We start from the raw sequence: 23,310 nt of genomic DNA on the forward strand, positions 1-23,310 counted from the left end.
CCTCGGGCGCGGCAAATGGCCGGTGCTCGTGGTGCGGATGAGTCGATTGCCGGTATGGCTCGCGCAGTGGAAAGCTATTCTCCGTTGCGGTCAGTCCAGGCTCGGCAGGCGCAGGTGGAACTCCGCACCGCCCGAGTGGTGATTGCCCGCCGTCAGCGTGCCCCCACACCGCTCGACGATGCCGTAACTGATCGCCAGGCCCAGGCCGGTGCCTTGTCCGGCAGGCTTCGTGGTGAAGAAGGGTTCGAACACCTGGCTGAGGTGGTGTTCGGCGATGCCGGCGCCGTTATCACGCAGGCTCAGATTGGCCCAGCCGGGCTCGCGGGTCAGTTCGATCCACAGTTGCGGGGGCTCGGCCGTAGCATGGCGCGCGGCGTCGTAGGCGTTCTGGGTGAGGTTCATCAGCACTTGCAGCAACTGCCCGGCATTGCCCTGCACCTGCACATCGTCGGCGGGTTGCCAGTGCACGATCAGATCGGGTGCGGTGCCGCGGGTGATCCAGTGAATGGCACGCTCGATAACGTCATTGAGCGAGGCTTCGCCGGGGTGCCCGCGGTCCATCGCGGAAAAGCGCTTGAGTGCGCTGACGATATCGGCGGTGCGCTGCGCGCCTTCCAGCGTACCTTCGATCAACAGCGGCAGGTCGGCCAATAACGGATCGATGCGCAGTTGCCGTCGCAGCACCTCGCGCTGGTCGATCGGTTGCTCATCGTGTACGGCTTGCAGGTAGTCCTGCAGGCGTTTGCCATAGCCACCCAGGACGTGGGCATTGGCGAGCACGAAGCTGATCGGATTGTTCAGTTCATGGGCCACGCCGGCGACCAGGCGTCCCAGGGAGGCCATTTTCTCGGCGTGCAGCAGTTGCTGCTGGGTGCGCTTGAGCGCTTCGTGGGCCTCATGGAGTTGGCGGTAGGCGTGCTGCAGTTCGCCCAGTGGACGGCCTACCAGAACGTGCCCCAGGCAGCGACCATGCAGGCCACTGCGTACCGTGCAACTGAGGTCGACCGGTAACAACTCTCCCGCGTTGCCGCGAAAGTTCACTTCCAGGCTGGCACTGTCGTTGTCCCGGCGCAGGCCGCCGAGCAGGCTGCGCAGCCGCTGGATACTGGCGTCATCGCCAAGTAACGAGTAGACCGAAAGACCGAGCAGGCCTGCTTCGTCGCTGCTGACCAGGTTGCGCAGCGACTGGTTGGACTCCTCGATCAGCCCCTGCGGATCGCACGCCAGGAGGATGTCCGACATGGATGCCAGCATGCTGGCGATGAACTGCTGCGACTGCTCCAGTTCGGCGTTTTTCTGCTCCAGTTCGATCTCGTCCTGGACCAGTTGCGAGTAAACCTCATCCATCTTGACGATGACTTCCAGCCAGGCGTCTTCGTCCAGTTGCGACGGCGGTTTGCGGGCCATGCGTGTCAGCTCGTGGGATGCAGGTGGACGTGATCATCGGTCGAGGTCGCCACCGGGATCAGGTTCAGATTGCCGTGGCGTACGCCGCGTTCGGCGCTCAGCCGTTCGGCGAAGGCGCGGACCTGCTCCACCGGTCCGCGTAGCATCAGGCTTTCCAGGCAGTGGTCATGGTCCAGGTGGACGTGCTGGCTGGCAATGGTCAGGTCGTGGTGGTCGTGCTGCAGCGTCATGACTCTTCCGGCGAGCGTGCGCGAGTGATGATCGTAGACATAGCTGAGGTTGGCGACGCAGTGCAGCGACTCGGCGTCCTGGCACAGGCGCGACTGTTCGATGTGCCGGCGCAGCATGTCGCGCAGCGCCTCGGAGCGATTGCCGTACCCTTGGGCGCGAATCAACTGGTCAAGCGCATCGGCCAGGTTGTCGTCGAGGGAAATGGTCAGGCGTTGCATGGCGATACTCCGGGTCAATGCACGGTGCAGACCATGCAGGGGTCGAACGAGCGCACGATATGTTGCACCGCTAGCGGATTCTGTTCGCCAGGCTGCACCGGGGCGCCTTCCAGGGCCTGCTCCAGGGCTCCGGGACGGCCCTGGGCATCGCGTGGCGAGAAATTCCAGGTGGTCGGGGCGATGATCTGGTAGCTGGCGATTCGCCCTTGATCGACCGTGAGCCAATGCCCCAGCGCGCCGCGCGCTGCTTCTGTGAGGCCGACGGCGCTGCCGTTTTCGGGTAGTGGGCAGTCCAGATAATAAGGCTCGCCAGTGCGCAGGGCGAGCAACCAGCCCTCCATCAGTGGTATGACCTGTGCCAACTCCACCAGGCGGGCCAACAACCGCGTGTAGACGCTACCGCCACAGCGAGCCGCTGCCTCGCGCAACAAGGGCTGGCCGCGGATCAGCTGGCGGGCGAGTGCGCCGGTTTCCAGCACGGCGCCGGCCAGGCGCGGTGCCTTGTTCCAGGTGTAGGCCGTGTTCTTGTCCAGGCTAGGCTCGGTCACGCCGACGGAGGGATGCAGCGGGCCTGCGCTATCGTGCAGCCAGGCATGGCTCGCGTCCTCGCGAATCTCATCCAGTACCAGCGGGCGGACCTGCCTTGTCGCCGCATCCCACAGGCCGCGTTGGAAAGCCAGCGTGCCGTCGGCCTGCGGATAGGCGCCATAGGACAGGTAGAGTCCCGGCCCCTGGCCCAGGCGTTCCAGACCGCTGTCCAGGACGATTCGCAGGAACTGACGCAGGTCGCCGTGCCCCGGCGCTTCGGCGTACCAGGACCACAGCTGATCTTCACTGGAGAGCCCGGCGATGCGCTCGAGGGACGCTGCGAACAGCTCGTTCTCCAGGAACTGGCGAAACTCGCGCACCCGCGTCAACAGGCGCAGGCGCTCGGCCGGATCGATGGCGCGGGTGGAGCCGCCGGGATGGATGGAGCCGGTGTGGGGCCACTTGCCGCCCAGCGTACCGATCAGGTCCAGCCAGCGTTTGCGCGCGGCCAGGGCCAGACGCTGCTGGCTGCCGGTGTGCGGCGTGAAACGCTGTACCGCATCGGCGAACCAGGGGCGGTCGGCATACAGCGGGCGCACGAAGTCCGGCATGAAGAACAGGTAGAAATGACTCAGGTGGTCGGCGAGATTCTCTGTCGCGGCCATCAGATTGGTGGCGATCAAACCGTTGGCGGGTGGCTGAACGCCGGCCAAAGCACCGAGCGCCCGTGCGGCAGCGACTGACTGGGATACCGAACAGATGCCACAGATACGCGGGGCATAGACCAGCGCGTCGAGCGGTGGATGATCACGGAGGATCTGTTCGAAGCCCCGGTACATGGTGGCGTTGACCTGGGCCGAGCGCACCCGTCCGTCCTCGATATCCAGCTGGACTTCGAGGTCACCTTCGACACGGTTGAACGGGCCGACCAGCAGGCGTGTCATGGGCGAATTCCCTAGCGGCGGGTGCGGTGGATGACGGGTGCGATCAGCGTATGGTCGGCGGTGGCGTTCTGCTTGACGCGTTCCGGGGTGGCCGATTTCGACAGGGCCGCCAGGGCGACGAACCAGGCCTTGGGCATGTCGGTGGGCAGGCCGATGGGGATGCCGGCGCGCTTGGGCGTGAGGTGGAAGCCGTGGCCGGGCTCCTCGAACCCGGGCGCCGTGCAATTGATGCAGGCGTAGCCGCCGCGGGTGCAGGAGCCCTCGCCATTCCACAGGCGGTTGTTGCAGTCGCCGTGGGCCTGGGTGCCCTTGCAGCCGAGGTTCTCCATCATGCACCCCAGGTCGGAGGGTTTTACCGCACTGGCTTTGTACTCGTAGAACTCGTTGCGCGTGCAGCCGTGATGGACCAGTTGGTCGGCGTAGAAACGCGGGCGGCCCAGGGCGTCCATGTCGGATGCACAGAACAATCCGGCTGCCAGGGCCATCAACGTATCGGTGACCCAACCTGGATGAGTGGGGCAGCCAGCGACATTGATCACCGGTAGCCCTTTGCGCGAGCGGTATTCGCCCCCCAGCAGGCCGCCGAGACGCTCGCCGTCGTACTGCAGGCCGCAGGCGTCGGTGGGGTTGTTGCCGGCTGCGGTGATGCCGCCGTAGGCGGCACAGGTACCGATGCCCAGGGTGTAGTCGGCGACATCCGCCAGGCGCCGCACCCACTCGATCATCGCCACGCCGGTGCCGGCCAGTAGATGGAAGCGACCGCTGCCATTGGGGCCGCGCAGCAGCGAACCTTCGATACAGAGTGCATTCAGATGCGTGCGTCCACTCAGACAGTCATCGAGGATCGATAACGCTTCATGCGCGCTTTCCAGCGACAGCGAGGGGTGCCACAGCAACTCGATCCCGGCGTTGCGCCACAGCCCGGCGAAGTCCTGGGTATCGGCGCACAACAGCGACATGTTGCAACCGCCGCAACCGCCGGACTGCAGCCAGAGAACGCGAAAAGGGGCACTCATGGCGATTCCTCCAGGCCGAAGCGGCGCAGTTTCTGGCGCAGGCCAACGCGCGACAGTCCCAGTTCGCGTGCGGCGTGGGTCTTGTTCCAGTGGTTGCGCAGAAGCGCTTCCTTGAGCAGGCCCGCCTCGATGGCGTCGAGTTGCTCCTGCAACGTGCCGGCTGGGACTCCAGGCACACAGGAGGAGGGGCGTGCGCGTTGTGCCTGGCCCTGAAGTACCTTCAGGGAAAACGCACGGGCGCCGACTTCCGCTCCCTCGGACAGCGCGGCGGCACGGTAGATCTCGTTGCGCAACTCGCGGATGTTGCCGGGCCACGGATAGTGCAGCAGGCTGCCCAAGGCGTCGGCGGCGAAATGCAGGCCGGGCAGGTCGAGTTCCTGGCTGGCGTCGGCCAGCAGTTTGCTGGCGATGGGAATGAGATCGCCGCTGCGTTCACGCAGCGGCGGCAATCCAAGGGATACTCCGGCGAGCCGGTAGTAGAGGTCGCCACGGAATCGCCCGTCGCGGACGTCGGCCTCCAGGTCACGGTGCGTTGCGGCGATCACTCGCACATCGACGCGCACCGACGTGCTGGCGCCGACCGGGCGAAGCTCGCCTTCCTGCAGAACGCGCAGCAGCTTGACCTGGAAGGCCGGCGAGGTGTCGCCGATCTCGTCGAGGAACAAGGTCCCGCCATGGGCGCGCTGGATCAACCCGATGTGATCCTGGTGGGCGCCGGTGAAGGCTCCGCGCTTGTGGCCGAAGAGTTCGGATTCGAGCAGCGAGTCCGGCAGCGCCGCGCAGTTCTCCATGATGAAGGCCTTGCCTGAACGCGGGCTGGCGTAGTGGATGGCGCGTGCCAACAGTTCCTTGCCGGTGCCGGACTCGCCGAGCAGCAGCACCGACAGATCGAAACGTGCCACCCGTGCCGCCAATTCGCACACGACGTCCAGGGGGCTGCCGGGCTCGCGCACGATGCGGGCGAAGTCGAAGGCGTCGCGGACTTTGTCCAGCACCTGCTGGCTGCGCCGACGAAGCACAGGCGTAGCTGTGCGCAACTCGACATCCAGATGCTGCATGTGGTTGTGTAAAGCACGACTTTCCACGGCGTTGCGCACCGTGGTGAGAAGGTGCTCGGGCAGCCAGGGCTTGAGCAGATACTGGTAGATGCCGGCCTGGTTGACGCCGGCGATGATGTCTTCGGAGTCGGTGTAGCCGGAGAGTACGATGCGCACGACCTCGGGCCAGCGCTCGCGCGCCTCCTTGAGAAACTCGATGCCTTGCACGCCGGGCATGCGCTGATCGCAGAGGATCACCGTGACCGGGTGGCATTCGAGCAACTCGCGGGCCTGCTCGGCCGAGTCTGCCAGCAGAACCTGGAACTCGCCGTCGAGCACTCGCGACAGGGCTTCGCGGGAGCGCAGTTCGTCATCGATGACCAGAACGGTCGGTAGGTGTGAGTCAAAGCCGCCGAGTGAAGACATGGACGCCGAATTCAAGTGTCACAGTGCAAGTGCCGGGGTAGCGGATCCGGCGGACGCCGAATCATGACATTCGAATCAGGCCGGCGAAAGGGAACACTACCATTGGACTAGGCCGGGCCCGCTAGCGGGACCCGGTTCCGATCTGGCGAAGCCGCGTGGCGCCTGGCCTTGAATGTCTGGCTTTCGGTCTGAGTTGTCTGACGCGGGCCACGGCGATTCATGCCATCGGCGGCAACCGCCGCTTTACCGGACTCTTCTTGACGATGGCCGTATTGGTCTCGGCGAAGCCATTGAGGTGATCGAGAATTTCATCCAACTGCTCCATCGAGCGCACGCACATCCGCGCGTAGAAGCAATCCTCCCCGGTGACCTTGTCGCATTCGGTGAATTCGGGGATCGCCAGGATCTGCTTCTCCACTTCCTGCAATTTTCCCGGTAGCGGTCGCACCCGGACAATCGCCTGCAACTGGTAGCCGAAGGCGCGCGGGTCGACGTTCAGCGTGTAGCCGGTGATCACCTGGCGCTCCTCCAGCTTGCGCAGGCGCTCGGCGACGCTGGGGGAGCTTAGGCCGCTGACTTGGGCCAGGGCCTTGAGGGACAGGCGGGAGTCTTCCATCAGTGCGGCGATCAGCAACTGGTCGATATCGTCGGTCATTTTTGTCTCGAAAGGTGAATTCGGATAGTTGCCTTGATAGTAAAGGTGAATGGCTGGATTTGCCTGCGTCAGGAGATGGAGTGCATGAATTCACCTCTTCATACTGATCACCACAAGCGGAGGTGAATCATGAACGAGCGAATCAGGCGCGGCACCCTGGAAATGATCAGCGCCATGCTGATCTGCGGCACCATCGGCTGGCTGGTGGTGGTTTCCGGCCAGCCGGTGCTGGACGTGGTGTTCTGGCGCTGCGTATTCGGCGCCGCCACCCTGCTGGTGATCTGCGCCGCCATGGGCTTCCTGCGCCCTGGCATTCTCAGCCGCGCCACCTTCGGCCTGGCGCTGCTCAGCGGCGCGGCCATCGTTGGCAATTGGGTGCTGCTGTTCGGCTCCTACTCGCGGGCCTCCATCGCCATCGGCACGGCCGTGTACAACGTGCAGCCATTCCTGCTGGTGTTGCTCGGCGCGTTGTTCCTCGGCGAGAAGGTGACGGCGCAAAAACTCACCTGGCTGGGTATTTCCTTCCTCGGCATGCTGGCCATCGTCAGCGCGCACGGTGAAGCGGGGCAGGTGGGCAGCGACTACCTGGGCGGGGTCGCGCTGGCGCTCGGTGCGGCGGCGTTGTACGCCGTGGCGGCGCTGATCATCAAGCGCCTGACCGGCGTGCCGCCGCACCTGATCGCGCTGATCCAGGCGGTGACCGGCGTTCTCCTGCTCGCCCCCTGGGCCAACCTGACCTCGCTGCCCCAGGCGAGCACGGCCTGGGCCAGCCTGGCGACTCTGGGCATCGTGCACACCGGCATCATGTACGTGCTGCTCTACGGCGCGATCCAGAAACTGCCGACAGCCCTGACCGGGGCGCTGTCGTTCATCTATCCGATCGCAGCGATCTTCGTCGACTGGTTCGCCTTCGGACATCGCCTGACTCCGCTGCAATGGCTGGGCGTGATCGCCATCCTGCTGGCCGCCGCCGGCATGCAGCGCGGCTGGAGCCTGAACCTGCGGCGCCTGGCCTGGCGCTGAAATCCGTGCTTGCCTGACAATGCCGGGGAACCTGTGCCGCTGCGCACCGGTCCTGTAGGCGGACTTCAAGCAAGGAACGGACTATGACTGCGGCTGCCCTGACGGCAGATTCACCCAGCCTGAAAAGGCTTTCATCCCGATACATTCAACTGCTGGGCGTGGCCGCGTTGCTGGCGCTGGCCGGCTGCGGCAGCCGCGCGCCGAGCGTGCCGGAGCCGACCCCGGAGGAGGTGCGCGGCAAGCTGGTCAGGCTGATTCCCGCTGGCACTTCTGACCGCGAGGGCTGGGCGAAGGACATCCAGGTCGCCTTCACCACCCAGCGCATTCCGGCGACTACCGAGAACCTCTGCTCAGTGGTGGCGATCACCGAGCAGGAGTCCAACTTCAAGGCCGACCCGGCCGTGCCTGGGCTGGGCAAGATCGCTCGCGCCGAGATCGACCGGCGTGCGAGCAAGGTCCATGTGCCGGGTTTCCTCATCGATACCGCGCTGGCGCTGAAATCGCCGAATGGCCGCACCTACAGCCAGCGCCTGGCGAGCGCGAAGACCGAGAGGGAACTGAGCGCGATCTTCGATGACTTCATCGGCGGCGTACCGCTGGGCCAGCAGTTGTTCGGCCGCTTCAACCCGGTGCATACCGGTGGGCCGATGCAGGTCAGCATCGCGTTCGCGCAGGCCCATGCCGAGAGCTACCCGTACCCGGTGGACGGCAGCATCCGCCGCGAGGTGTTCAGCCGCCGAGGCGGCATGTACTTCGGTACCGCCCACCTGCTGGGTTATCCGGTGAACTATCCGCGTCAGTTGTACCGTTTCGCCGACTTCAACGCCGGCTGGTATGCCAGCCGCAACGCGGCGTTCCAGCGCGTGGTCGCGGATCTCACCGGTATCACCCTGGCACTGGACGGGGACGTGATCCTCTATGGCAGCTATGACGCCGGCAGCACCGAGAAGGCGGTGCGCACCCTGGGGCCGAAGCTGGGCATGAGCGAGCGGGAAATCCGCCGCGACCTGGAGTTGGGCGATAAGCCGGAGTTCACCCGGTCGGAGCTCTACACCAAGGTCTTCGCCCTGGCCGAACGCTCCGCTGGCAAGTCGATGCCGCGGGCGATGTTGCCGGGGATCACGCTGCACAGCCCGAAGATCACCCGCCAGCTCACCACCGCCTGGTTCGCCCAGCGCGTGGACGAGCGCTACCAGCGCTGCCTGGGGCGTGCGCCGAAGGACTGAATCAGTCGCCCTCAGCGGGTTGGCACATACCGTTGGCGCCTTTCGGCCCGGTGTAGGACACCGTGGCGCTGCCATCCTCATTGAGGCTGATGGAGATGGTCACGCCTTCGCCCTTGGCCTCGAGGTACTGGTCGTTCTTCTGCTTGACCTTGGCTTCCTTGCCGTTGATGTACACCGGGCCGCCCTCGTCGGTGTGGACCTGGATGTCATTGGGGCAGTCGTAGTTGAGCATGGGGATGGCGGCAAAGGCGGGCTGCACGACGATCAGCGACAGCGTAGAGATCAGTAGCGGTTTCATGGCGTCTCCCTGAGAGCTGCGGACACGGCGCAAGGCCGCGCGGACAATCACAGCTTAGTGCAGACCTCGTGGCGCGCTAGAGCGGCAAGGGCCGCAGGCGTGCTGCCGGTTCCGGCTCGGTACCGCGCAGGACGAGGCGGGTGATGGTCGCGGCGGCCGCGTCGAAGTCATCGGCATCCGGCTGTGCCTTGCCGGTGATCATCGCGATCTGCCAGTCGAAATCGATGTAGGTGCGGGTGGCGGCGGAGATGTTCAGCAGCAGGTGCTGCGGGTCCACCGGGGCGAGCAGGCCACGGTCGATCCAGGCGGCGATGCACTCCAGGCTGCGACGCGATTCCGCCCGCAGGCGCTGCAACCATTCCGGCGGCAGGCGCGGAGCGCCGTGGAGCATTTCGCTGGCGAATACCTTGTACGCGTACGGCCACTGCCGGGCGATGTACAGGCGCGCGCGGATGTGCGCGGGCAGCGCCCAGGCCGGGTCGTCACACTCGCGCAGCAGGGCGGAGGCTTCCAGCACGGCATCCACCACGTTTTCCAGCAGGCGCAGGTAAAGATTCTCCTTGCTCTGGAAATAGTAATAAACGTTGGACTTGGGCAGGTCGGCGCGGCTGGCGATGTCCTGAGTCTTGGCGGCGGTGAACCCCTTCTCGGCGAATTCCTCGCCGGCGGCTAGCAGGATGCGCTGGCGATTGCGGTCACGGATGCTGAGGGCGGGGCGCTGACGGCGGCGCGTCGGGGTGGGCGCGGTCTGGGGCATGGGGAAACATCGGGGCAATCAAACGAGGGTTCAGAATATAACGCTCTATATAGCGCTTGCACACCCATGAGGTTGACTGGCGGATGGCCATTTATCCGCCATTAGATTGAACCTGCCGTGTGACGAATTTGTCAGAGCCAGTCTGAAACCTAGGAAGGGGCTGAGATGCTGTTCGTAGTCATGCTGGGGGGACGCCATCCGCGCGCGCGGATCGAGGTTCACGATGTAGCCTTTGTCCTTGGCGACAACCTGAAATCCACCTACGCGCAATTGCGCGACGCCTGGTTCGGCAGCCCGGAAGGCCTGCACATCGATTCCTGGCTGGAGGTGGACGGCGTCGAGGCGTATCGCGTGGAGTTCAGCGATTCAATGCCGGCGCCAGGCGAGCAGCGGCTGTTCTTCGTCAACCTGGGCGGCTACGAGCTGGGCAGTTTCGGCGAGGCGCACCAGTACGTACTGGTGGCCGCACGCGATGCCGCCGACGCCAAGGTACGCGCCAAGCGCCGCATGCCGCGCAGCTGGGACAAGGCGCACACCGATGCCGTGATCGACGTCGACGATTGCATTGCCGTCGACCAGGTCGGCGGGCGTTATGTCCACCTGGTGGAAGGCGAGAGCCGCGGCATCGTGCAGCGCAGCGACTACATCGTGTTGTGAGCCTTCATGGCGCTGACACGGCCTTGTCATAAAACCTGACGTATAAGGGGGCGCAAAGCCGATCCCCCGTGCCGAGGTAAAGATGACCGAGAAACGCCGAGTCCTGTTCGTCTGCGTCGCCAACGACGCCCGCTCGCCGATGGCGGAAGCGCTGCTGCGGCACACCGATGGCGAACACTTCGAAGCCTTCAGCGCGGGCATCCACCCGACCGCCGTCGATCCCCGTGCGCGCAGCGTCCTGGAACACGCAGGGATTTCCACCGAAGGCCTACGCAGCAAGTCCATCGATGAATTCCGCGGCCAGCATTTCGATTACCTGATCGACTTGTGCGACAAGTCCAGCGACGAGGGCGACGAACTGCCGACTTCCAGCCAGGTGATCGTGTGGAATTTCGTCGACCCGGCCCACAGCGAACAGCACGACCCGTTCCGCCACACCCTGCAGGAAATCAGCGATCGCTTGAAACTCTTCGAAATGGTGAAGAACCGCGACTGAAGTTTCTGGCGATGACAAAGCAAAAAGCCCGCACGGATGCGGGCTTTTTGCTTCGCAGGCCACAGGATTCGCCGTTGCCTGGGGAGGATTGGCGGCGGATGTCCGTGTAGATGGGGCGCTGGTCCTTCAGCGCCAGGGCATTCTGGCGGTCCGGCATGACAGCGCGGTGACTGTCCCGTGAACAGGTGATGGCAACGCGCCTGCGCCTTTATCACTCGCCGGCATGAGCACTATCGATCCCGACAAGTGGTCAGGCGAGGAGCGCATCGATAGAGTCATTGTCAAAGTCCTGTCCGCGGCGCTGCGTTCCGGTGCCTGCGCGACCCGAATCGGAGTGCCTATGAAGTCCCTGTCAGAAACTGCCTTTTCCATGCTCGACCTGGTCCCTGTGCGCGACCAGGGCACCGCTGCCGAGGCATTGAACAACGCCGTCGCGGTGGCCCGGCACGTCGAACGCCTGGGCTTTACCCGCTACTGGCTGGCGGAGCACCACAACATGGACGGCATCGCCAGCTCGGCCACGGCCGTGCTGATCGGCCACATCGCCGGCAAGACCGAGCGCATCCGCGTCGGCTCCGGCGGCGTGATGCTGCCCAACCATCCGCCGCTGGTGGTGGCGGAGAACTTCGGCACCCTGGAGACGCTGTACCCGGGCCGCATCGACCTCGGCCTCGGCCGCGCACCGGGCGCCGACCAGGCAACCATGCGCGCGCTGCGTCGTGACCGCCTGGGTGACGGTGCCGATTTCCCCGAACAGGTCGCCGAGCTGGAAATGCTCCTCGGTCCGCGTCGCTCGCAACAGTCGCTGCTGGCGATTCCGGGGGAGGGCACCAACGTGCCGATCTGGCTGCTGGGTTCCAGTCTGTTCAGTGCCCACCTGGCAGCGCAAAAGGGTTTGCCCTACGCCTTCGCCTCGCACTTCGCACCACGCTACCTGCACGACGCGCTGCGCATCTACCGCGAGAACTTCCAGCCTTCGGCGGTGCTCGACAAGCCGTACGCCATGATCGGCGTACCGCTGGTGACGGCCCCGACCGACGAGGAAGCCGAATACCTGGCGACCACTGCCTTCCAGCGCGTGCTGGCACTGATCCGTGGCGACAGCCTGAAGCAGAAGCCGCCAGTGCCGAGCATGGCCGGGCTGTGGCTACCTCATGAGCAGGATGCTGTCGGCAACTTCTTTGGTCTGGCGGTGATCGGTGGTCCGGAGAAGGTGCGCAGCCGCCTGGAAATCCTGCTGGAGCAGACGGGCGTGGACGAGATCATCTTCACCAGCGACATCTACGATCACGAGCTGCGCCTGCGTTCGCTGGAGATCGTTGCCGGCCTGCGCTGAAGTCTCCATCGCGCGGACCGCTCCTACAGGTGCATGCCAGATTGTGGCAGGCGGCGTAAGAGCGGACTCCGCCCGCGATGGCTTCGCCGAGATCCCTTGTCGACCGGTGCGGTGGAAAACCGATCGCGGACGGAGTCCGCTCCTACAAGTCCGTTCTTACAGGAAGGATGTGGGATTCATGCTTCGCCGTCGTCCTTCTTCTTCAGCAGGTCGGCCAGCCCGGCGAGTCCCTTGTGGGTGACCTTCGGCCCCTTGTTCCCGGCGTCGTTGCCGTTCTGGTAATGCAGGTCCACCTGCCGCTGGTGCTCGTTGTCGTGGCAATAGAGGCACAGCAGCTCCCAGTTGGAGCCGTCTTCGGGATTGTTGTCGTGGTTGTGGTCGCGGTGGTGGACGGTCAGTTCGCGCAGGCGCACGCCGCTGAACTCGCGGCCGCAGCGACCGCAGATCCAGGGGTACATCTTCAGGGCCTTTTCGCGGTAGCTGGTTTCGCGGCGGCGTTGGGCTTCGGCGAGGACGGCGTCGACTTTGCTGGTGGGCTGGTTCATGGCTCGTTGAGGCAGAAAGGAAACGGACCTCCAGCATAGGTCCGCGCCCGCGTGCTGGCTACGGCCTGGGTGTATCCGGGCGCGACCAGATCCACAGATTGCCAACCGCCATACCGAGGATCACGGCGTACAGCCAGAGGCCGTGGGGCAGGGTGATCAGCATGATCGCCAGGGCGGCGAGCATTGCCAGGCTGGCGCTGATCTTGGCGCGGCGGGCGACGGCGCGCCCATTGCGCCAGTTGTGCAGGATGGGGCCGAACAGCCGGTGGTTCTCCAGCCAGGCCGAGAGACGCGGCGAACTCTTCGACGCTGCCCAGGCGGCGAGCAGGACGAACTCGGTGGTCGGCAACCCTGGCACCACCAACCCCACCATGCCCACGCCCAGGCTGGTATAGGCGAGCAGCGCGAAGGCGATCCGTGCCAGGCGCGAGCGTGCCGGGCCGAACGGCGTGGCGCGCGCTCCTGCTACGGGCGCGCGCTCGATGGCCTCAGACGGCGGCAGGTGCACTGTCGTAGCTGTGTTGCAGCAGATGGGCGAAGCGCTCGAAGGCGGCAATGGCACCGGCTTCGGCTTCACGCTCTTCGGCTTCGCTGAGCTTCAGGGCGTCGAGGGTGCGGGTGAAGCGTTTCCAGCCTTCGGCGCGACCACCCTCGGGCTCGCCCAGGTGGCGCGCGCCGGTGTTTTCGTCCAGGCCCATCGCGGCGACGCGCTTGATCAGGAACGCAGCGCCCAGCTTGGAACCCTCGGAGACGAACAGCCAGCCCAGCGCGTGGGCCAGGCTCGGCTTGTCGACGGCGCCGGCAACCGGAGCGGGGACTTCGGTGTCCAGGTCGGCCAGGTCCAGGCGGGCCTGATCGGCGCGGCAGCGCTGCGGCAGGTCGGAGAATATCTTGCCCAGCTCGGCGTCCTGGTACAGGGCCTGCAGCTCGGACTGGAACAGGTACTGGGCGACCACGAAGCGGGCGAAGCGCTCACGGCTGGAGAAGGGCTCGCGGGCCTTCACGGCGTGGTCGAGGCGCTCGTGGGGAGCGTGGGTCAGCGCGTTCAGGCGCTGCGAGCGCAGGGCAGGGAGTTCCACGGTGGTCATGTCCAATTCCTTGAAATTACAGGGCTTTGTAGACGAGACGAATCAGCGTTTGGAAAGCGTAAAGATTGTCGCGCGTTCAATGGGTGATGCCGGAGCGAGACAGGTTCGCGAGCTGGCACGGGGTTCATCAGGAATCCCGTGCCAATCAGTGCATCAGATATCCCACACCAGGTTGATCGCGAAGTTGCGGCCTGGCTGGGTCAGGCGGTCGAGGTTGGCCGGGGCCAGCACCGCCGCTTCGCCGACGCCGTCGTAGCCGCGCACGTCATCCCACAGCCAGTACTTCTTGTCGGTGAGGTTGTAGAGGCCGGCGTTGAGGGTCAGGTCGTCGGTCAGCTTGTAGTAGCCGGTCAGGTCGAGGATGCCGAAGCCCGGCGTCTTGAACTGGCTGCTGGTGCCGTCCGGGGCGTTGAACTGGCTGTCGTCCACGCGGTTCTTGCGCTTGACCAGGGTCCAGTCGAGCAGCGCGCCATAGCGGCCAGCCTGTTCGTCGTAGCCCAGGCCGAACACCCCGGTGAGCGGGTTGACGCTGTTGATCGGCTCGCCGGTGTCCTTGTTGCGACCGTAGGCATAGGCCACCGAGCCCTTGGTGTAGAGGCCTTGTGGTGCGCCGAAGGCGCCCAGCTCCAGGCGGCCCTTCACTTCCACGCCCTTGATGATGGCGTGCTTGATGTTGTTGCTGGTGAAGGTCGGTTCGTCGTAGCCGGGGGTGATGGCGTCTTCGTTGATGAAGTCGCGGTACTTGTTGTAGAAGACCGCCACGTCGAACGAGCCTTCCTCGAAGTTGCCGCGCAGGCCGGTCTCGTAGCTCTGGCTGCGTTCCGGGTCCAGGTCCGGGTTGGGCTCCACGCGATAACCGCTGGTGGGGTTGTCGAAGCGGCCGTAGAGCGCCTTGGCGGTCGGGGTGCGGAAGCCCTGGGCGTACTGGCCGTACCACAGGTAGTTGTCGTTGAACGAATAGGTCACGCCGAGCTTGGGCGAGAGCTGGTGCCAGGTCTTGCTTTCGCTGCTCACGTCGCCGTCGCCGCTCTGGTCGACGGTGTTGAGGAATTCGTCGGTGACGTGGGGCTTCAGGCGGGTGTGGTCGTAGCGCAGGCCGGGCAGGAAGGTCCAGTCGTTCCAGCGGATTTCGTCCTGGGCGAAGAGCGCGTAGGTGTCGATGGTCGGATCGGGAAAGTCGCTGCTGCGCGCCAGTTGATCGCTGGCCACGGTGCTCGGGCCGCCGATGGTGGGGCAGGTACGGCTGACGGCCAGGCAGGTGGCGCCGCCTTCGCGGTAGCCGGTGACCTTCTGGCGCTTGAGGGTGGTGCCGTAGGTCAGCAGGTGGTCGGTGTCGCCCAGGGCGAAGGCCTTGTCCATCTGCAGGTCGAGCACCCACTGGCGTTCCTTGTACTGGGTCTCGCGGGTGCGCAGCACCTGGCGGGTGATGGGGTAGTAGAACTCGTCGGTGCTCTGGTCGGTCTTGGCGATCTGGTAGTTGAAGGTCCACTTCAGGTGATCGGCCACGGCGCTGTCCAGCAGCATCTGGTGTTCCAGACCATAGCGCTCGCGGGTGATAGTGTCGTTGCCGGTGCGCCACTGGTACATGCCGCCGGGCAGCACGGAATCGGGAATGGTCGGCGCACCGTTGAAGTACGGGCCGCCGTAGGCGCTTTTCTGGTCGGTATCGACGTCGTCCTTGTACTTCTCGTAGACCAGGCCGAAGCGGCTGCCTTCGGCGTAGTTCCAGCCCAGCTTGGCCAGCACGTTGGTGGTGCGCACGTCCTCGGGGTTGGCTTCGGTGCGCGACAGGCCGGTGCCGCCGGTGCTGCCGTAGGACTCGGTCTCGTGGCCGTTGCGCTGGCTCAGGTGCAGCAGGCCGTCGAAGGTGTCGAGGCGGCCGGCGACGGTGGCGGAGGTCAGCCAGCTGTCATCGGCGGAGCTGTAGCCGGTCTTCAGTCGCGCGCCAACGTCCTGGCCGTCCTTGATGATGTCGTTCGGGTCGAGGGTGAAGTAGCTCACCGCGCCGCCGATGGCGTTGCTGCCGTACAGGGCTGAGGCCGGGCCGCGCAGGACTTCGACGCGCTTGACGATCTCCGGGTCGACGTAGTTGCGCTCGGTCTGCGCATACGGGCCATTGAAGAAGCTGTTGGGGATCTCGACGCCGTCGATCTGCGTCAGCACGCGGTCGCCGTCGATGCCGCGGATGTTGTAGCCGGTGATGCCGGCACGGTTGCCGGTGCCGCCGACGGAGACGCCGGGCATGTCGCGCACCAGTTCCTTGATGCTGTTGACGTTCTTGCGGTCCAGCTCTTCGCGGCTCACCACGTTGACGGTGGTCGGCACCGAAGTGACGCTCTGCGCCTGGCGGGTGGCGGTGACAGTCAGCGGCTGCATCTCGGAGACGGAGGAGAGGTTGCGTTCCAGGACCACATTGCGCGGGCCGAGCTGGCGGACGGTCAGGCCGGTGCCGCCGAGCAGGGTCTTCAGTGCGCGCTCCGCCGGCAGGCGGCCGCTGACGCCTGGGGATTCCACGCCGTCGGCCAGATCGCCAGCCACGCCCACCTGCCAGCCAGTCACCGAGCTGAAGGCATTCAGCGCCTGCGGCAGGGGCTGGCGAGCGATATCGAAGCGGTAGCCGGCCTGGGTCTGGCTGGCCTCGGCCGCCAGTGCGGAAGTGGCCGGCAGGCTGGCGAGGCCGATGGACAGGGCGAGCAGCGAGATGCTGGCCGGCGCGGACAGCCGGCGCAGAGGGGCACGCGAAGAAGCAATGGTCATCGAAGGGCTCTCTTAGTCAGTCGTTGTTCGCATTCGTAAATGCGAATCTATTGCATTGGCTTCTGACTAAACGAACGAGCCTTTCGAATCGAGTAAAAATACTTTCCGTTCAGCGGCGGGCGATCAGTTGAGGATCAGCAGTTTCGGGTATTCGTGCAGCTCGGCGGAGGTGATCTGCGCCAGCGAGCGGGCCACGCCCAGCGGGTCGTCCAGGCGCCAGTTGCCGGTGACGCTGACGTTGTCCAGGCGCTCGTTGGTGTTGACGATCCAGCCGGGGTAGTAGCGGCGCAACTCGGCCAGTACCTGGCTCATGGGGCAGTTCTCGAACACCATGCGGCCCTTTACCCAGGCCAGTTGCGAGGCAGCCTCGCCGCTGTGCTGGCGTTCGCCGAAACCCTGCGGGCCGACGCGGATGCTGTCGCCGGCACCCAGGCTGACGCGGGCATCGTCCAGGCGCGTGCGCAGGTCCACCTCGCCGCGCTGCACGCTGACCTCCGCCTCGTTGCCCAGGTAGCGCACAGCGAATGCCGTGCCGCGCACGGTGACCTGCACCGGCCCGGCTTCCACTTCGAAGGGGCGGCTGCGGTCGTGGGCAACGTCGAAGAAGGCTTCGCCGCGATAGAGGCGGGCGACGCGCTGCTGGTCGTCGACCTTGCTGGAGAACGCGGTGTCGGTATTGAGCAGCACGTTCGATCCATCGGCCAACTGGACTTTCTGCCGTTCGCCCACGGCGGTGAGATGGTCCGCGCGCAGGCGCGTCAGCAGGTCGCCCTGAACCACGACACCGATGGCGAGCACCAGCGCTGCAGCCGTGGCGACTGGTTTCCAGAAGCGGCGCTGTCGGCGCAGCGGCTGAACCTTTGCCTGCTCCCGCTTGCGTTCCAGGCGGGCGGCAGCCACCGGCAGCAGTGGCGACTGCCACGCATCGCGCACGCGCTGGTACGCCTGCGCATTGCCTTCGCTGGCAGCGAGCCAGGCCTCGAAGCGCGCACGGGTGGCGGCGTCCATGTCGTCCTCGAGGATCAGCCAGTCGAGGGCTTCGGCCATCTGCTGCGGGTCTGCGGGGGGCAAGGGGCGATCCTCGGGGCGGTCCTGGGAGGGTGAGCCGCGCATTGTTGTCGAATCGGCCGGCGAACGGTAGTCCGTCATACCGTTTCCTCGAGGCGGCTGACCAGTCCGACACAGATCGCCATGATCAGTTTCAGTTCCTTCTGCACCGTGCTGGGCGAGACGTCCAGTTGCTCGGCGATTTCCGCATAGCCGCAGCCGTGCAGGCGGCTGAGGATGAAGATGCGTTGCTGGCGTTCGCTGAGTTGTTCGAGCGTCGCGCCCAGGCGCTCCAGCAGTTTCTCCGCGTGGAGCTGGTCCTCGGCGCTGGAGCCCGGCGCCGGCACGGCCTGCACGATATCGAAAGGCACGTCCTCGAGCATGGTCCGCGACTGCATGCGCAGGTGGCGCAGGTGATCCAGGGCGAGGTTGCGGCCGGTCTGGAAGAGGAAGGGTTCCAGGTGATCGATGCGGCGTTCGAGCAGGGTGCGGGCGACGCGCAGGTAGGTTTCCTGCACCAGGTCTTCGGCGATGCTCGGGTTCTTCACCATCCGAACGAGCGTGCGCAGCAGCGGCAGGCGCTGGGCCAGGAAGACCGCGTCGAGGTTGGAAGTGCTCACAAGGGCGTCCAGCAGGAATAATTTTCAAATGATAATCAATGTTATTCAGCTGTGACTGATGGCACAAGTCCATCCATGGTTCCGGGTGTGTTCGGTAAACGAAAAAAGGGCGAGGCGCGCGGGGCGCCTCACCCATTCCCTCAGCCGGCTGGTGAGGGGCAAGCGGGACTCAGGAGCGCACGGGGCGTGCGTTCAGGCGGGGTTCGTCGTTGCCGGAGTTTGGCTGGTTGGCCGCTTCCGGGCGGCTGTTCCAGTGCGGAATGAGGATGCCGGCGGCGATCAGCGCGGTGACGGTGAAGCCGATGAACACGGTGTAGGTGTCGAAGTAGCCCGGCAGCAGGCCGCCGAGGATCGCACCGATGGAACCGCAGCCGTTGACGAAACCGGCTGCCGTGCCGGCTGCTTCGCCGGTGCCGAAGTCCACGGCAGCGGCGCCGCTGATCATCGAGTCCGGTCCGTACAGGGTCAGGCCCATCATGAACAGCAGGCCCAGCACCAGAAGACTGCTGCCGGTCTGCATGGCCGGGACGAACAGCGCCAGGCACACCGTCAGGCCGAGCAGGCTGATCACGCAGGCCGGCATGCGCCGTGCGCCGAAGATGCGGTCGGAGGCGTAGCCGATCAGGATCGGCCCGAGCAGCCCGGCGACCTCGAAGGCTGACGGCAGGATCGCCGCGCCGACCTTGCCCAGCCCTGGCATGCGTTCGTAGACGATCACCGGCCCCCACAGCAGGATCGCGTAGCGCGCCGGCTTGAGCAGGAAGTACGCCAGCCCCAGGGTCAGCACGGTACGGTTGCGCAGCACCTTGCCGAGGATGCGCAGGGATTTGCCGTTTTCGCCCTCATGCTTGAAGCCGGCGTAGTTCACCGCTTCGGGTTGCTGCACGTCGGCCTCCACCGGCGGCAGGCCGACGTCCTGCGGACGGTTGCGTTGCAGCAGCAGGAACAGGATGGCGACTGCGCCGACCACGGCAGCGGTGGAGTAGAACGCCGCATGCCAGGTGCCGAACACTTCATAGGCCCACCAACCGGCGAAGGGCGAGGCGACCAGTCCGCCGAAGGCGTAACAGGTACTCCACAGCCCGAGCACGCGGCCGCGTTCGTGGGTGGCGAAGAAGCTGCCGATGTTCTTGCACAGCCCCGACCAGCCGGTGGACTGCGCCAGGCCCTGGACCACCATGCAGGTGGCGAAGATCGGCAGGGTGGCAAAGCTGCCCATGACCAGCGCGGCAGCGGCGGAGATCAGCAGGCCGCCGAACACCACCACGCGCGGGCCGTAGCGGTCGGCGAAGACCCCCCAGGTGAACTGGCCCACGGCGTAGGCCGTGAGGTAGATGGCGTCGAGGTTGGCCATCGCGATCTTGTCGAGATGGAAGCTGGGGTCCTCGGCGATGCCGAGCTTGGCCACCGAGAAGGCCTTTCGGGTGAAGTAGAAGGCCGCGTAGGCCAGCCAGGTGATGGCGAAGATCTGCCATTTCCAGCGGGCGAGGGAGGCGCGCGGCGATGCGATGCCGTGAGGGTTGAGCATGGTCTGACCTCGTTGTTGTTGTGCTGTGCCGGCAGTCAGTGGGTAACGCCTTTTTTATTGTTGTTTTCGGAGCACGTCGCACCGTCTTCGCGGTGCGGGTCAGAAGCGCTGTAGCTGTTCTGTACCGCCGTTCCGTGTGGATGTCGGGAAGCGGCGGTGGAGCGATGGAAACAATTTCGAATAAATAACTGAAATCGATTTATCAGATTTCAAAAATAAGCTGGGCTTGTATGACAGAGCGCCATGACGCTAGTGTTCTGCGTGAATGACCTTTCAGTCGCGTTCTGTCCGATGGCGGATGACGGGTCAGAACCTTCCTGCAGAGGCGCGCCCATGTCCGTTTCCCACGCCCAGCTCAAGGCCTTCCACGCGGTCGCCGTCCACGGCAGCTTCACCCGCGCCGCCGAGCGCCTGTTTCTCACCCAGCCGGCGGTCTCCGATCAGGTGCGCAAGCTGGAGGAGCGCTATGGCGTGTTGTTGTTCCACCGCAACAAGCGTTCGGTGCGCCTGACCGAATTGGGCGAACGCCTGCTGTCGGTAACCCAGCGGCTGTTCGTGATCGAGGCTGAGGCGCAGGAGCTGCTGCAGGAATCCAGCGCGCTGCAGACCGGCAGCCTGACCCTGGCGGTGGATGCACCGGTACACGTGCTGCCGCAGATCGCGCGCTTCTGCCAACGCCATCCGGGTATCCGCGTGAAGCTGGAAACGGGCAACACCGACGAGTCCCTGCAACGGCTGTTCGACTATCAGGCCGACCTGGCGCTGCTGGGCCGCGAAGTCCAGGACGAGCGCCTGCTGACCTTCACCCTGCGTAGCGACCCCATCGTGGCCTTCGTCGGCCGCAGTCATCCCTGGGCCGGGCGCGAGTCCATCGAGTTGGCCGATCTCGACGACATGCCGCTGGTGCTGCGCGAGCAGGGCTCGGTGACCCGGCAGATGCTCGAAGCGGAAATGGCCCGCGCCGGCCTGCGCATCCGTCCGGCCATCGAGGTGGAGGGGCGTGAGGCGTCGCTGGAAGCGGTGGCAGTGGGGATTGGTGTGGGCGTGGTTTCGGCCGCCGAACTGGGCGCGGATGCGCGCGTGCATGCGCTGCCGATCCTCGATTGCCACTGGCGTATGAGCGAGACGCTGGTATGCCTGCGCGAGCAGAGCACGCGGCGGATCGTGGCGACCTTTCTCGATCTGGTGAAGGAAGATTTGCCGGCGGAGTAGGGCATGGTTGTGGGTGGTTCGCGAGCAAGAACTAGGCGTCCCCTCGCTCCTACAGATTGGTCATACGCTGGCGTTTCCCTTGTAGGAACGACCTTGCTCGCGAACCGCATCCTGCCGAACCTCAGGTCAGGCTTCCGCCAACTCCAGAAACGCACTCACTACCCGCAACCCCCGGCGCCGTTCCAGGCAGCCGATGGCGTGGCGGTTGAGCAGCCCGTCGCCGCTCAGTGGAATCGCCTTCACCCGCGGGTCCGGGCTGACCTCCAGCGACGACACGATGCCGATCCCCAGCTCCGCCGCCACTGCTTCGGTCACCGCTTCGCGGCTGTCCAACTCCAGCAGCACGCGCGGCGCCACTGAGGCTGCCGAGCAGGCCGCATCGAAGGTGCGCCGGGTGATGGAATCGGGCTCGCGCAGCACCATGATCCGCTGGTCCAGCTCGCCCAGCGGCAGCTCGCCAGCGTGCTCGCTCCAGGCATGGCTGGCCGGCACCAACGCGCAGATGCGTGACTCCACCAGTTCGCGCAGGAACAGCCCGGCGCGCGGCTCCACTTCGGTCAGCACGGCGATATCGACGTGCTCGTCCATCAGTGCTGCGAGGGTTTCCTGCGCATTGCCCAGGCGCAGATTGACGGTGATGCCGGGGTAGGACGCGCGCAGCCGGGCGAGCATCGGCATCACCAGGTGCGGGCCGTCGGCGGCTACCTCGATACGCCCGGTCACCAGCTCGCGGCTGGCGTCGAGCATGGCTTCGGCTTCCTCCTCCAGGGCGAACAGGGTGCGGCTGATCGCCGACAGGCGTACGCCATCTTCTGTCAGCTCCACGCCTCGCGCGGTGCGGCGGAACAGGTTGACCTGGTAGTGCTCCTCCAGCGCCTTTACATGCCCGGTCACCGCTGGCTGGCTGATGAACAAGCGCTCAGCGGCGCGGGTGAAGCTGCGTTCGCGGGCGACGGCGTCGAACGCTCGGAGCTGGAAGAGGTTCATGAGGTATATGTCCGGCTTATGCAGTGCATCGTGATAAACAATTTGAACGATATCTGCCCGGCCGGCAAGTTATGCCCAGGCCACGGCGAACCCGCCCGGCCCAACCGAATTCAGCCCTGACGACGTTCCCACGAAAGAGGAATCGAGCATGAGCACTGCCGAGCGAGCCCCCATCCTGCTGACTCCCGGTCCGCTGACCACGTCCCCCCGCACCCGTCGCGCCATGATGGTCGACTGGGGCTCCTGGGACCGCGATTTCAACGACCTGACCGCCGACGTCTGCAAACGCCTGCTGGCGATCATCCACGGCGAAGCGACCCACACCTGCGTACCGCTGCAAGGCAGTGGCACCTTCTCAGTGGAGGCCGCCATTGGCACCCTGGTGCCGCGCGACGGCAAGGTGCTGGTGCTGATCAACGGCGCCTACGGTAAGCGCCTGGCGAAAATCTGCCAGGTGATCGGCCGCGAGTTCAGCACCTTCGAAACCGAAGAAGACGTGCCGACCACCGCCGCGGACGTCGTCCGTCTGCTCACGGAAGACCCCAGCGTCACCCACGTCGCACTGATCCATTGCGAGACCAGCACCGGCATCCTCAACCCGCTGCAGGACATCGCCAAGGTCATCGAATCCCACGGCAAGCGCCTGATCATCGACGCCATGAGCTCCTTCGGCGCCCTGGACATCGACGCCCGCCACATTCCCTTCGACGCGCTGATCGCCGCTTCCGGCAAATGCCTGGAAGGCGTGCCGGGGATGGGCTTCGTCTTCGCCCGCAGTAGCGCGCTGAACGCCAGCGCCGGCAACTGCCATTCGCTGTCCATGGACCTGCAGGACCAGCAGGCCTACATGGCCAAGACCGGCCAGTGGCGCTTCACTCCGCCGACCCACGTGGTCGCCGCGCTGCACGAAGCGCTGACCCAGTACGAGGAGGAGGGTGGCCTTGCGGCCCGTCATCAGCGTTACGCAAACAATTGCCAGACTCTGCTGGCCGAGATGGCCGAACTCGGGTTCCGCAGCTTCCTGCCGGCCGCGATCCAGGCGCCGATCATCGTCACCTTCCATGCTCCGAGTGACGCCCGCTACAGCTTCACCGAGTTCTACAACCGGGTGCGCGAGAAGGGCTTCATCCTCTACCCGGGCAAGCTGACCCAGGTGGAAACCTTCCGCGTCGGTTGCATCGGCCAGGTCGACGCCAGCGGCATGCGTGCCGCCGTCGCGGCCATCGCCGAGACGCTGAAGGAAATGGAAGTCTTCGAAATCTGACGCCTGC

At 65.4% G+C, this 23,310-nt stretch carries 23 protein-coding genes; 7 read left to right on the forward strand and 16 right to left on the reverse strand.

Annotated elements, in window-relative coordinates; all coding sequences use genetic code 11:
* Positions 1 to 90: 90 nt before the first annotated feature.
* The 6 genes from PNI01S_RS06470 to PNI01S_RS06495 form a co-directional block, all read right to left on the reverse strand.
* The gene (locus PNI01S_RS06470) at positions 91 to 1,407 is read right to left on the reverse strand and encodes a sensor histidine kinase (protein WP_037013168.1); all 1,317 of its coding nucleotides are present in this window, start codon (positions 1,405 to 1,407) and stop codon (positions 91 to 93) included.
* 5 nt (positions 1,408 to 1,412) lie between these two features.
* On the reverse strand, positions 1,413 to 1,856 hold the full coding sequence (gene nikR / locus PNI01S_RS06475; protein ID WP_024762400.1) for a nickel-responsive transcriptional regulator NikR: 444 nt from the start codon (positions 1,854 to 1,856) through the stop codon (positions 1,413 to 1,415).
* A 14-nt stretch (positions 1,857 to 1,870) separates the two neighbouring features.
* Positions 1,871 to 3,328, reverse strand: coding sequence for a nickel-dependent hydrogenase large subunit (locus PNI01S_RS06480; protein ID WP_065084784.1), 1,458 nt, complete (start codon positions 3,326 to 3,328; stop codon positions 1,871 to 1,873).
* A gap of 11 nt (positions 3,329 to 3,339) precedes the next feature.
* The gene (locus PNI01S_RS06485) at positions 3,340 to 4,344 is read right to left on the reverse strand and encodes an NADH-quinone oxidoreductase subunit B family protein (RefSeq protein WP_037013172.1); all 1,005 of its coding nucleotides are present in this window, start codon (positions 4,342 to 4,344) and stop codon (positions 3,340 to 3,342) included.
* Entirely contained in the window at positions 4,341 to 5,807 is a 1,467-nt protein-coding gene (locus PNI01S_RS06490) for a sigma-54-dependent transcriptional regulator (protein WP_024762397.1), read from the reverse strand. The genes PNI01S_RS06485 and PNI01S_RS06490 overlap by 4 nt, the downstream gene beginning before the upstream one ends.
* Before the next feature lie 217 nt (positions 5,808 to 6,024).
* Positions 6,025 to 6,462, reverse strand: a complete 438-nt coding sequence (locus PNI01S_RS06495; RefSeq protein WP_037013174.1) for an Lrp/AsnC family transcriptional regulator — start codon at positions 6,460 to 6,462, stop codon at positions 6,025 to 6,027.
* Positions 6,463 to 6,591: 129 nt separating this feature from the next.
* On the opposite strand from PNI01S_RS06495, the gene PNI01S_RS06500 reads away from it, so the two are divergent.
* Positions 6,592 to 7,485 (forward strand): DMT family transporter, encoded by an 894-nt coding sequence (locus PNI01S_RS06500; protein ID WP_037013176.1) that lies wholly within the window; start codon positions 6,592 to 6,594, stop codon positions 7,483 to 7,485.
* Between the two features lie 83 nt (positions 7,486 to 7,568).
* On the forward strand, positions 7,569 to 8,711 hold the full coding sequence (locus PNI01S_RS06505; RefSeq protein WP_414602903.1) for a DUF1615 domain-containing protein: 1,143 nt from the start codon (positions 7,569 to 7,571) through the stop codon (positions 8,709 to 8,711).
* Between the two features lies 1 nt (position 8,712).
* On the opposite strand, the gene PNI01S_RS06510 is transcribed toward PNI01S_RS06505, so the two are convergent.
* Both PNI01S_RS06510 and PNI01S_RS06515 read right to left on the reverse strand, forming a co-directional pair.
* Positions 8,713 to 9,009 (reverse strand): hypothetical protein, encoded by a 297-nt coding sequence (locus PNI01S_RS06510; RefSeq protein WP_024762393.1) that lies wholly within the window; start codon positions 9,007 to 9,009, stop codon positions 8,713 to 8,715.
* Positions 9,010 to 9,085: 76 nt separating this feature from the next.
* Positions 9,086 to 9,766: a TetR/AcrR family transcriptional regulator gene (locus PNI01S_RS06515; protein WP_024762392.1), complete on the reverse strand. Its 681-nt coding sequence runs from the start codon at positions 9,764 to 9,766 to the stop codon at positions 9,086 to 9,088.
* Positions 9,767 to 9,931: 165 nt separating this feature from the next.
* Here PNI01S_RS06515 and PNI01S_RS06520 point away from each other — a divergent pair, with 165 nt between their 5' ends.
* The 3 genes from PNI01S_RS06520 to PNI01S_RS06530 all read left to right on the forward strand — a co-directional run bounded on the left by PNI01S_RS06520 (position 9,932) and on the right by PNI01S_RS06530 (position 12,255).
* The gene (locus tag PNI01S_RS06520) at positions 9,932 to 10,423 is read left to right on the forward strand and encodes a DUF1543 domain-containing protein (protein ID WP_024762391.1); all 492 of its coding nucleotides are present in this window, start codon (positions 9,932 to 9,934) and stop codon (positions 10,421 to 10,423) included.
* A gap of 82 nt (positions 10,424 to 10,505) precedes the next feature.
* Positions 10,506 to 10,919, forward strand: coding sequence for an arsenate reductase ArsC (locus PNI01S_RS06525; protein WP_037013182.1), 414 nt, complete (start codon positions 10,506 to 10,508; stop codon positions 10,917 to 10,919).
* A 340-nt stretch (positions 10,920 to 11,259) separates the two neighbouring features.
* Positions 11,260 to 12,255: an LLM class flavin-dependent oxidoreductase gene (locus PNI01S_RS06530; protein WP_084357653.1), complete on the forward strand. Its 996-nt coding sequence runs from the start codon at positions 11,260 to 11,262 to the stop codon at positions 12,253 to 12,255.
* A gap of 176 nt (positions 12,256 to 12,431) precedes the next feature.
* Here PNI01S_RS06530 and PNI01S_RS06535 read toward each other — a convergent pair whose 3' ends face one another.
* The 7 genes from PNI01S_RS06535 to PNI01S_RS06565 form a co-directional block, all read right to left on the reverse strand.
* On the reverse strand, positions 12,432 to 12,800 hold the full coding sequence (locus tag PNI01S_RS06535) for a YajD family HNH nuclease (RefSeq protein WP_024762388.1): 369 nt from the start codon (positions 12,798 to 12,800) through the stop codon (positions 12,432 to 12,434).
* A 58-nt stretch (positions 12,801 to 12,858) separates the two neighbouring features.
* Positions 12,859 to 13,284, reverse strand: a complete 426-nt coding sequence (locus PNI01S_RS06540) for a YbaN family protein (protein WP_051445546.1) — start codon at positions 13,282 to 13,284, stop codon at positions 12,859 to 12,861.
* 4 nt (positions 13,285 to 13,288) lie between these two features.
* Positions 13,289 to 13,888, reverse strand: coding sequence for a biliverdin-producing heme oxygenase (locus tag PNI01S_RS06545; RefSeq protein ID WP_084357654.1), 600 nt, complete (start codon positions 13,886 to 13,888; stop codon positions 13,289 to 13,291).
* Positions 13,889 to 14,041: 153 nt separating this feature from the next.
* On the reverse strand, positions 14,042 to 16,645 hold the full coding sequence (locus PNI01S_RS06550) for a TonB-dependent receptor (protein ID WP_084357655.1): 2,604 nt from the start codon (positions 16,643 to 16,645) through the stop codon (positions 14,042 to 14,044).
* Positions 16,646 to 16,768: 123 nt separating this feature from the next.
* Complete coding sequence (locus PNI01S_RS06555; RefSeq protein ID WP_420902309.1) at positions 16,769 to 17,758, reverse strand: FecR family protein; 990 nt, start codon at positions 17,756 to 17,758, stop codon at positions 16,769 to 16,771.
* 32 nt (positions 17,759 to 17,790) lie between these two features.
* The gene (locus PNI01S_RS06560; protein WP_024762384.1) at positions 17,791 to 18,312 is read right to left on the reverse strand and encodes an RNA polymerase sigma factor; all 522 of its coding nucleotides are present in this window, start codon (positions 18,310 to 18,312) and stop codon (positions 17,791 to 17,793) included.
* Positions 18,313 to 18,481: 169 nt separating this feature from the next.
* Positions 18,482 to 19,840 carry an MFS transporter gene (locus tag PNI01S_RS06565; RefSeq protein ID WP_084357656.1) on the reverse strand — a complete coding sequence of 453 codons (1,359 nt, stop codon included), beginning with the start codon at positions 19,838 to 19,840 and terminating at the stop codon, positions 18,482 to 18,484.
* Between the two features lie 333 nt (positions 19,841 to 20,173).
* On the opposite strand from PNI01S_RS06565, the gene PNI01S_RS06570 reads away from it, so the two are divergent.
* On the forward strand, positions 20,174 to 21,052 hold the full coding sequence (locus PNI01S_RS06570; protein WP_024762382.1) for a LysR substrate-binding domain-containing protein: 879 nt from the start codon (positions 20,174 to 20,176) through the stop codon (positions 21,050 to 21,052).
* A 126-nt stretch (positions 21,053 to 21,178) separates the two neighbouring features.
* On the opposite strand, the gene PNI01S_RS06575 is transcribed toward PNI01S_RS06570, so the two are convergent.
* Positions 21,179 to 22,039, reverse strand: a complete 861-nt coding sequence (locus tag PNI01S_RS06575; protein ID WP_024762381.1) for a LysR substrate-binding domain-containing protein — start codon at positions 22,037 to 22,039, stop codon at positions 21,179 to 21,181.
* Between the two features lie 148 nt (positions 22,040 to 22,187).
* Between PNI01S_RS06575 and PNI01S_RS06580 the strand changes: the two genes are divergently transcribed.
* The gene (locus tag PNI01S_RS06580; RefSeq protein WP_084357657.1) at positions 22,188 to 23,303 is read left to right on the forward strand and encodes a 2-aminoethylphosphonate--pyruvate transaminase; all 1,116 of its coding nucleotides are present in this window, start codon (positions 22,188 to 22,190) and stop codon (positions 23,301 to 23,303) included.
* Positions 23,304 to 23,310 lie beyond the last annotated feature (7 nt).

Origin of the sequence: Pseudomonas nitroreducens NBRC 12694 (assembly GCF_002091755.1) — a bacterium.
Lineage (GTDB): Bacteria > Pseudomonadota > Gammaproteobacteria > Pseudomonadales > Pseudomonadaceae > Pseudomonas > Pseudomonas nitroreducens.

What these genes read in the sequence shown, in the direction of transcription:
- PNI01S_RS06470 (WP_037013168.1), bottom strand. Translation starts at nt 1,407, where the DNA reads ATGGCCCGCAAACCGCCGTCGCAACTGGACGAAGACGCCTGGCTGGAA.
- nikR (WP_024762400.1), bottom strand. Translation starts at nt 1,856, where the DNA reads ATGCAACGCCTGACCATTTCCCTCGACGACAACCTGGCCGATGCGCTT.
- PNI01S_RS06480 (WP_065084784.1), bottom strand. Translation starts at nt 3,328, where the DNA reads ATGACACGCCTGCTGGTCGGCCCGTTCAACCGTGTCGAAGGTGACCTC.
- PNI01S_RS06485 (WP_037013172.1), bottom strand. Translation starts at nt 4,344, where the DNA reads ATGAGTGCCCCTTTTCGCGTTCTCTGGCTGCAGTCCGGCGGTTGCGGC.
- PNI01S_RS06490 (WP_024762397.1), bottom strand. Translation starts at nt 5,807, where the DNA reads ATGTCTTCACTCGGCGGCTTTGACTCACACCTACCGACCGTTCTGGTC.
- PNI01S_RS06495 (WP_037013174.1), bottom strand. Translation starts at nt 6,462, where the DNA reads ATGACCGACGATATCGACCAGTTGCTGATCGCCGCACTGATGGAAGAC.
- PNI01S_RS06500 (WP_037013176.1), top strand. Translation starts at nt 6,592, where the DNA reads ATGAACGAGCGAATCAGGCGCGGCACCCTGGAAATGATCAGCGCCATG.
- PNI01S_RS06505 (WP_414602903.1), top strand. Translation starts at nt 7,569, where the DNA reads ATGACTGCGGCTGCCCTGACGGCAGATTCACCCAGCCTGAAAAGGCTT.
- PNI01S_RS06510 (WP_024762393.1), bottom strand. Translation starts at nt 9,009, where the DNA reads ATGAAACCGCTACTGATCTCTACGCTGTCGCTGATCGTCGTGCAGCCC.
- PNI01S_RS06515 (WP_024762392.1), bottom strand. Translation starts at nt 9,766, where the DNA reads ATGCCCCAGACCGCGCCCACCCCGACGCGCCGCCGTCAGCGCCCCGCC.
- PNI01S_RS06520 (WP_024762391.1), top strand. Translation starts at nt 9,932, where the DNA reads ATGCTGTTCGTAGTCATGCTGGGGGGACGCCATCCGCGCGCGCGGATC.
- PNI01S_RS06525 (WP_037013182.1), top strand. Translation starts at nt 10,506, where the DNA reads ATGACCGAGAAACGCCGAGTCCTGTTCGTCTGCGTCGCCAACGACGCC.
- PNI01S_RS06530 (WP_084357653.1), top strand. Translation starts at nt 11,260, where the DNA reads ATGAAGTCCCTGTCAGAAACTGCCTTTTCCATGCTCGACCTGGTCCCT.
- PNI01S_RS06535 (WP_024762388.1), bottom strand. Translation starts at nt 12,800, where the DNA reads ATGAACCAGCCCACCAGCAAAGTCGACGCCGTCCTCGCCGAAGCCCAA.
- PNI01S_RS06545 (WP_084357654.1), bottom strand. Translation starts at nt 13,888, where the DNA reads ATGACCACCGTGGAACTCCCTGCCCTGCGCTCGCAGCGCCTGAACGCG.
- PNI01S_RS06550 (WP_084357655.1), bottom strand. Translation starts at nt 16,645, where the DNA reads ATGACCATTGCTTCTTCGCGTGCCCCTCTGCGCCGGCTGTCCGCGCCG.
- PNI01S_RS06555 (WP_420902309.1), bottom strand. Translation starts at nt 17,758, where the DNA reads ATGCGCGGCTCACCCTCCCAGGACCGCCCCGAGGATCGCCCCTTGCCC.
- PNI01S_RS06565 (WP_084357656.1), bottom strand. Translation starts at nt 19,840, where the DNA reads ATGCTCAACCCTCACGGCATCGCATCGCCGCGCGCCTCCCTCGCCCGC.
- PNI01S_RS06570 (WP_024762382.1), top strand. Translation starts at nt 20,174, where the DNA reads ATGTCCGTTTCCCACGCCCAGCTCAAGGCCTTCCACGCGGTCGCCGTC.
- PNI01S_RS06575 (WP_024762381.1), bottom strand. Translation starts at nt 22,039, where the DNA reads ATGAACCTCTTCCAGCTCCGAGCGTTCGACGCCGTCGCCCGCGAACGC.
- PNI01S_RS06580 (WP_084357657.1), top strand. Translation starts at nt 22,188, where the DNA reads ATGAGCACTGCCGAGCGAGCCCCCATCCTGCTGACTCCCGGTCCGCTG.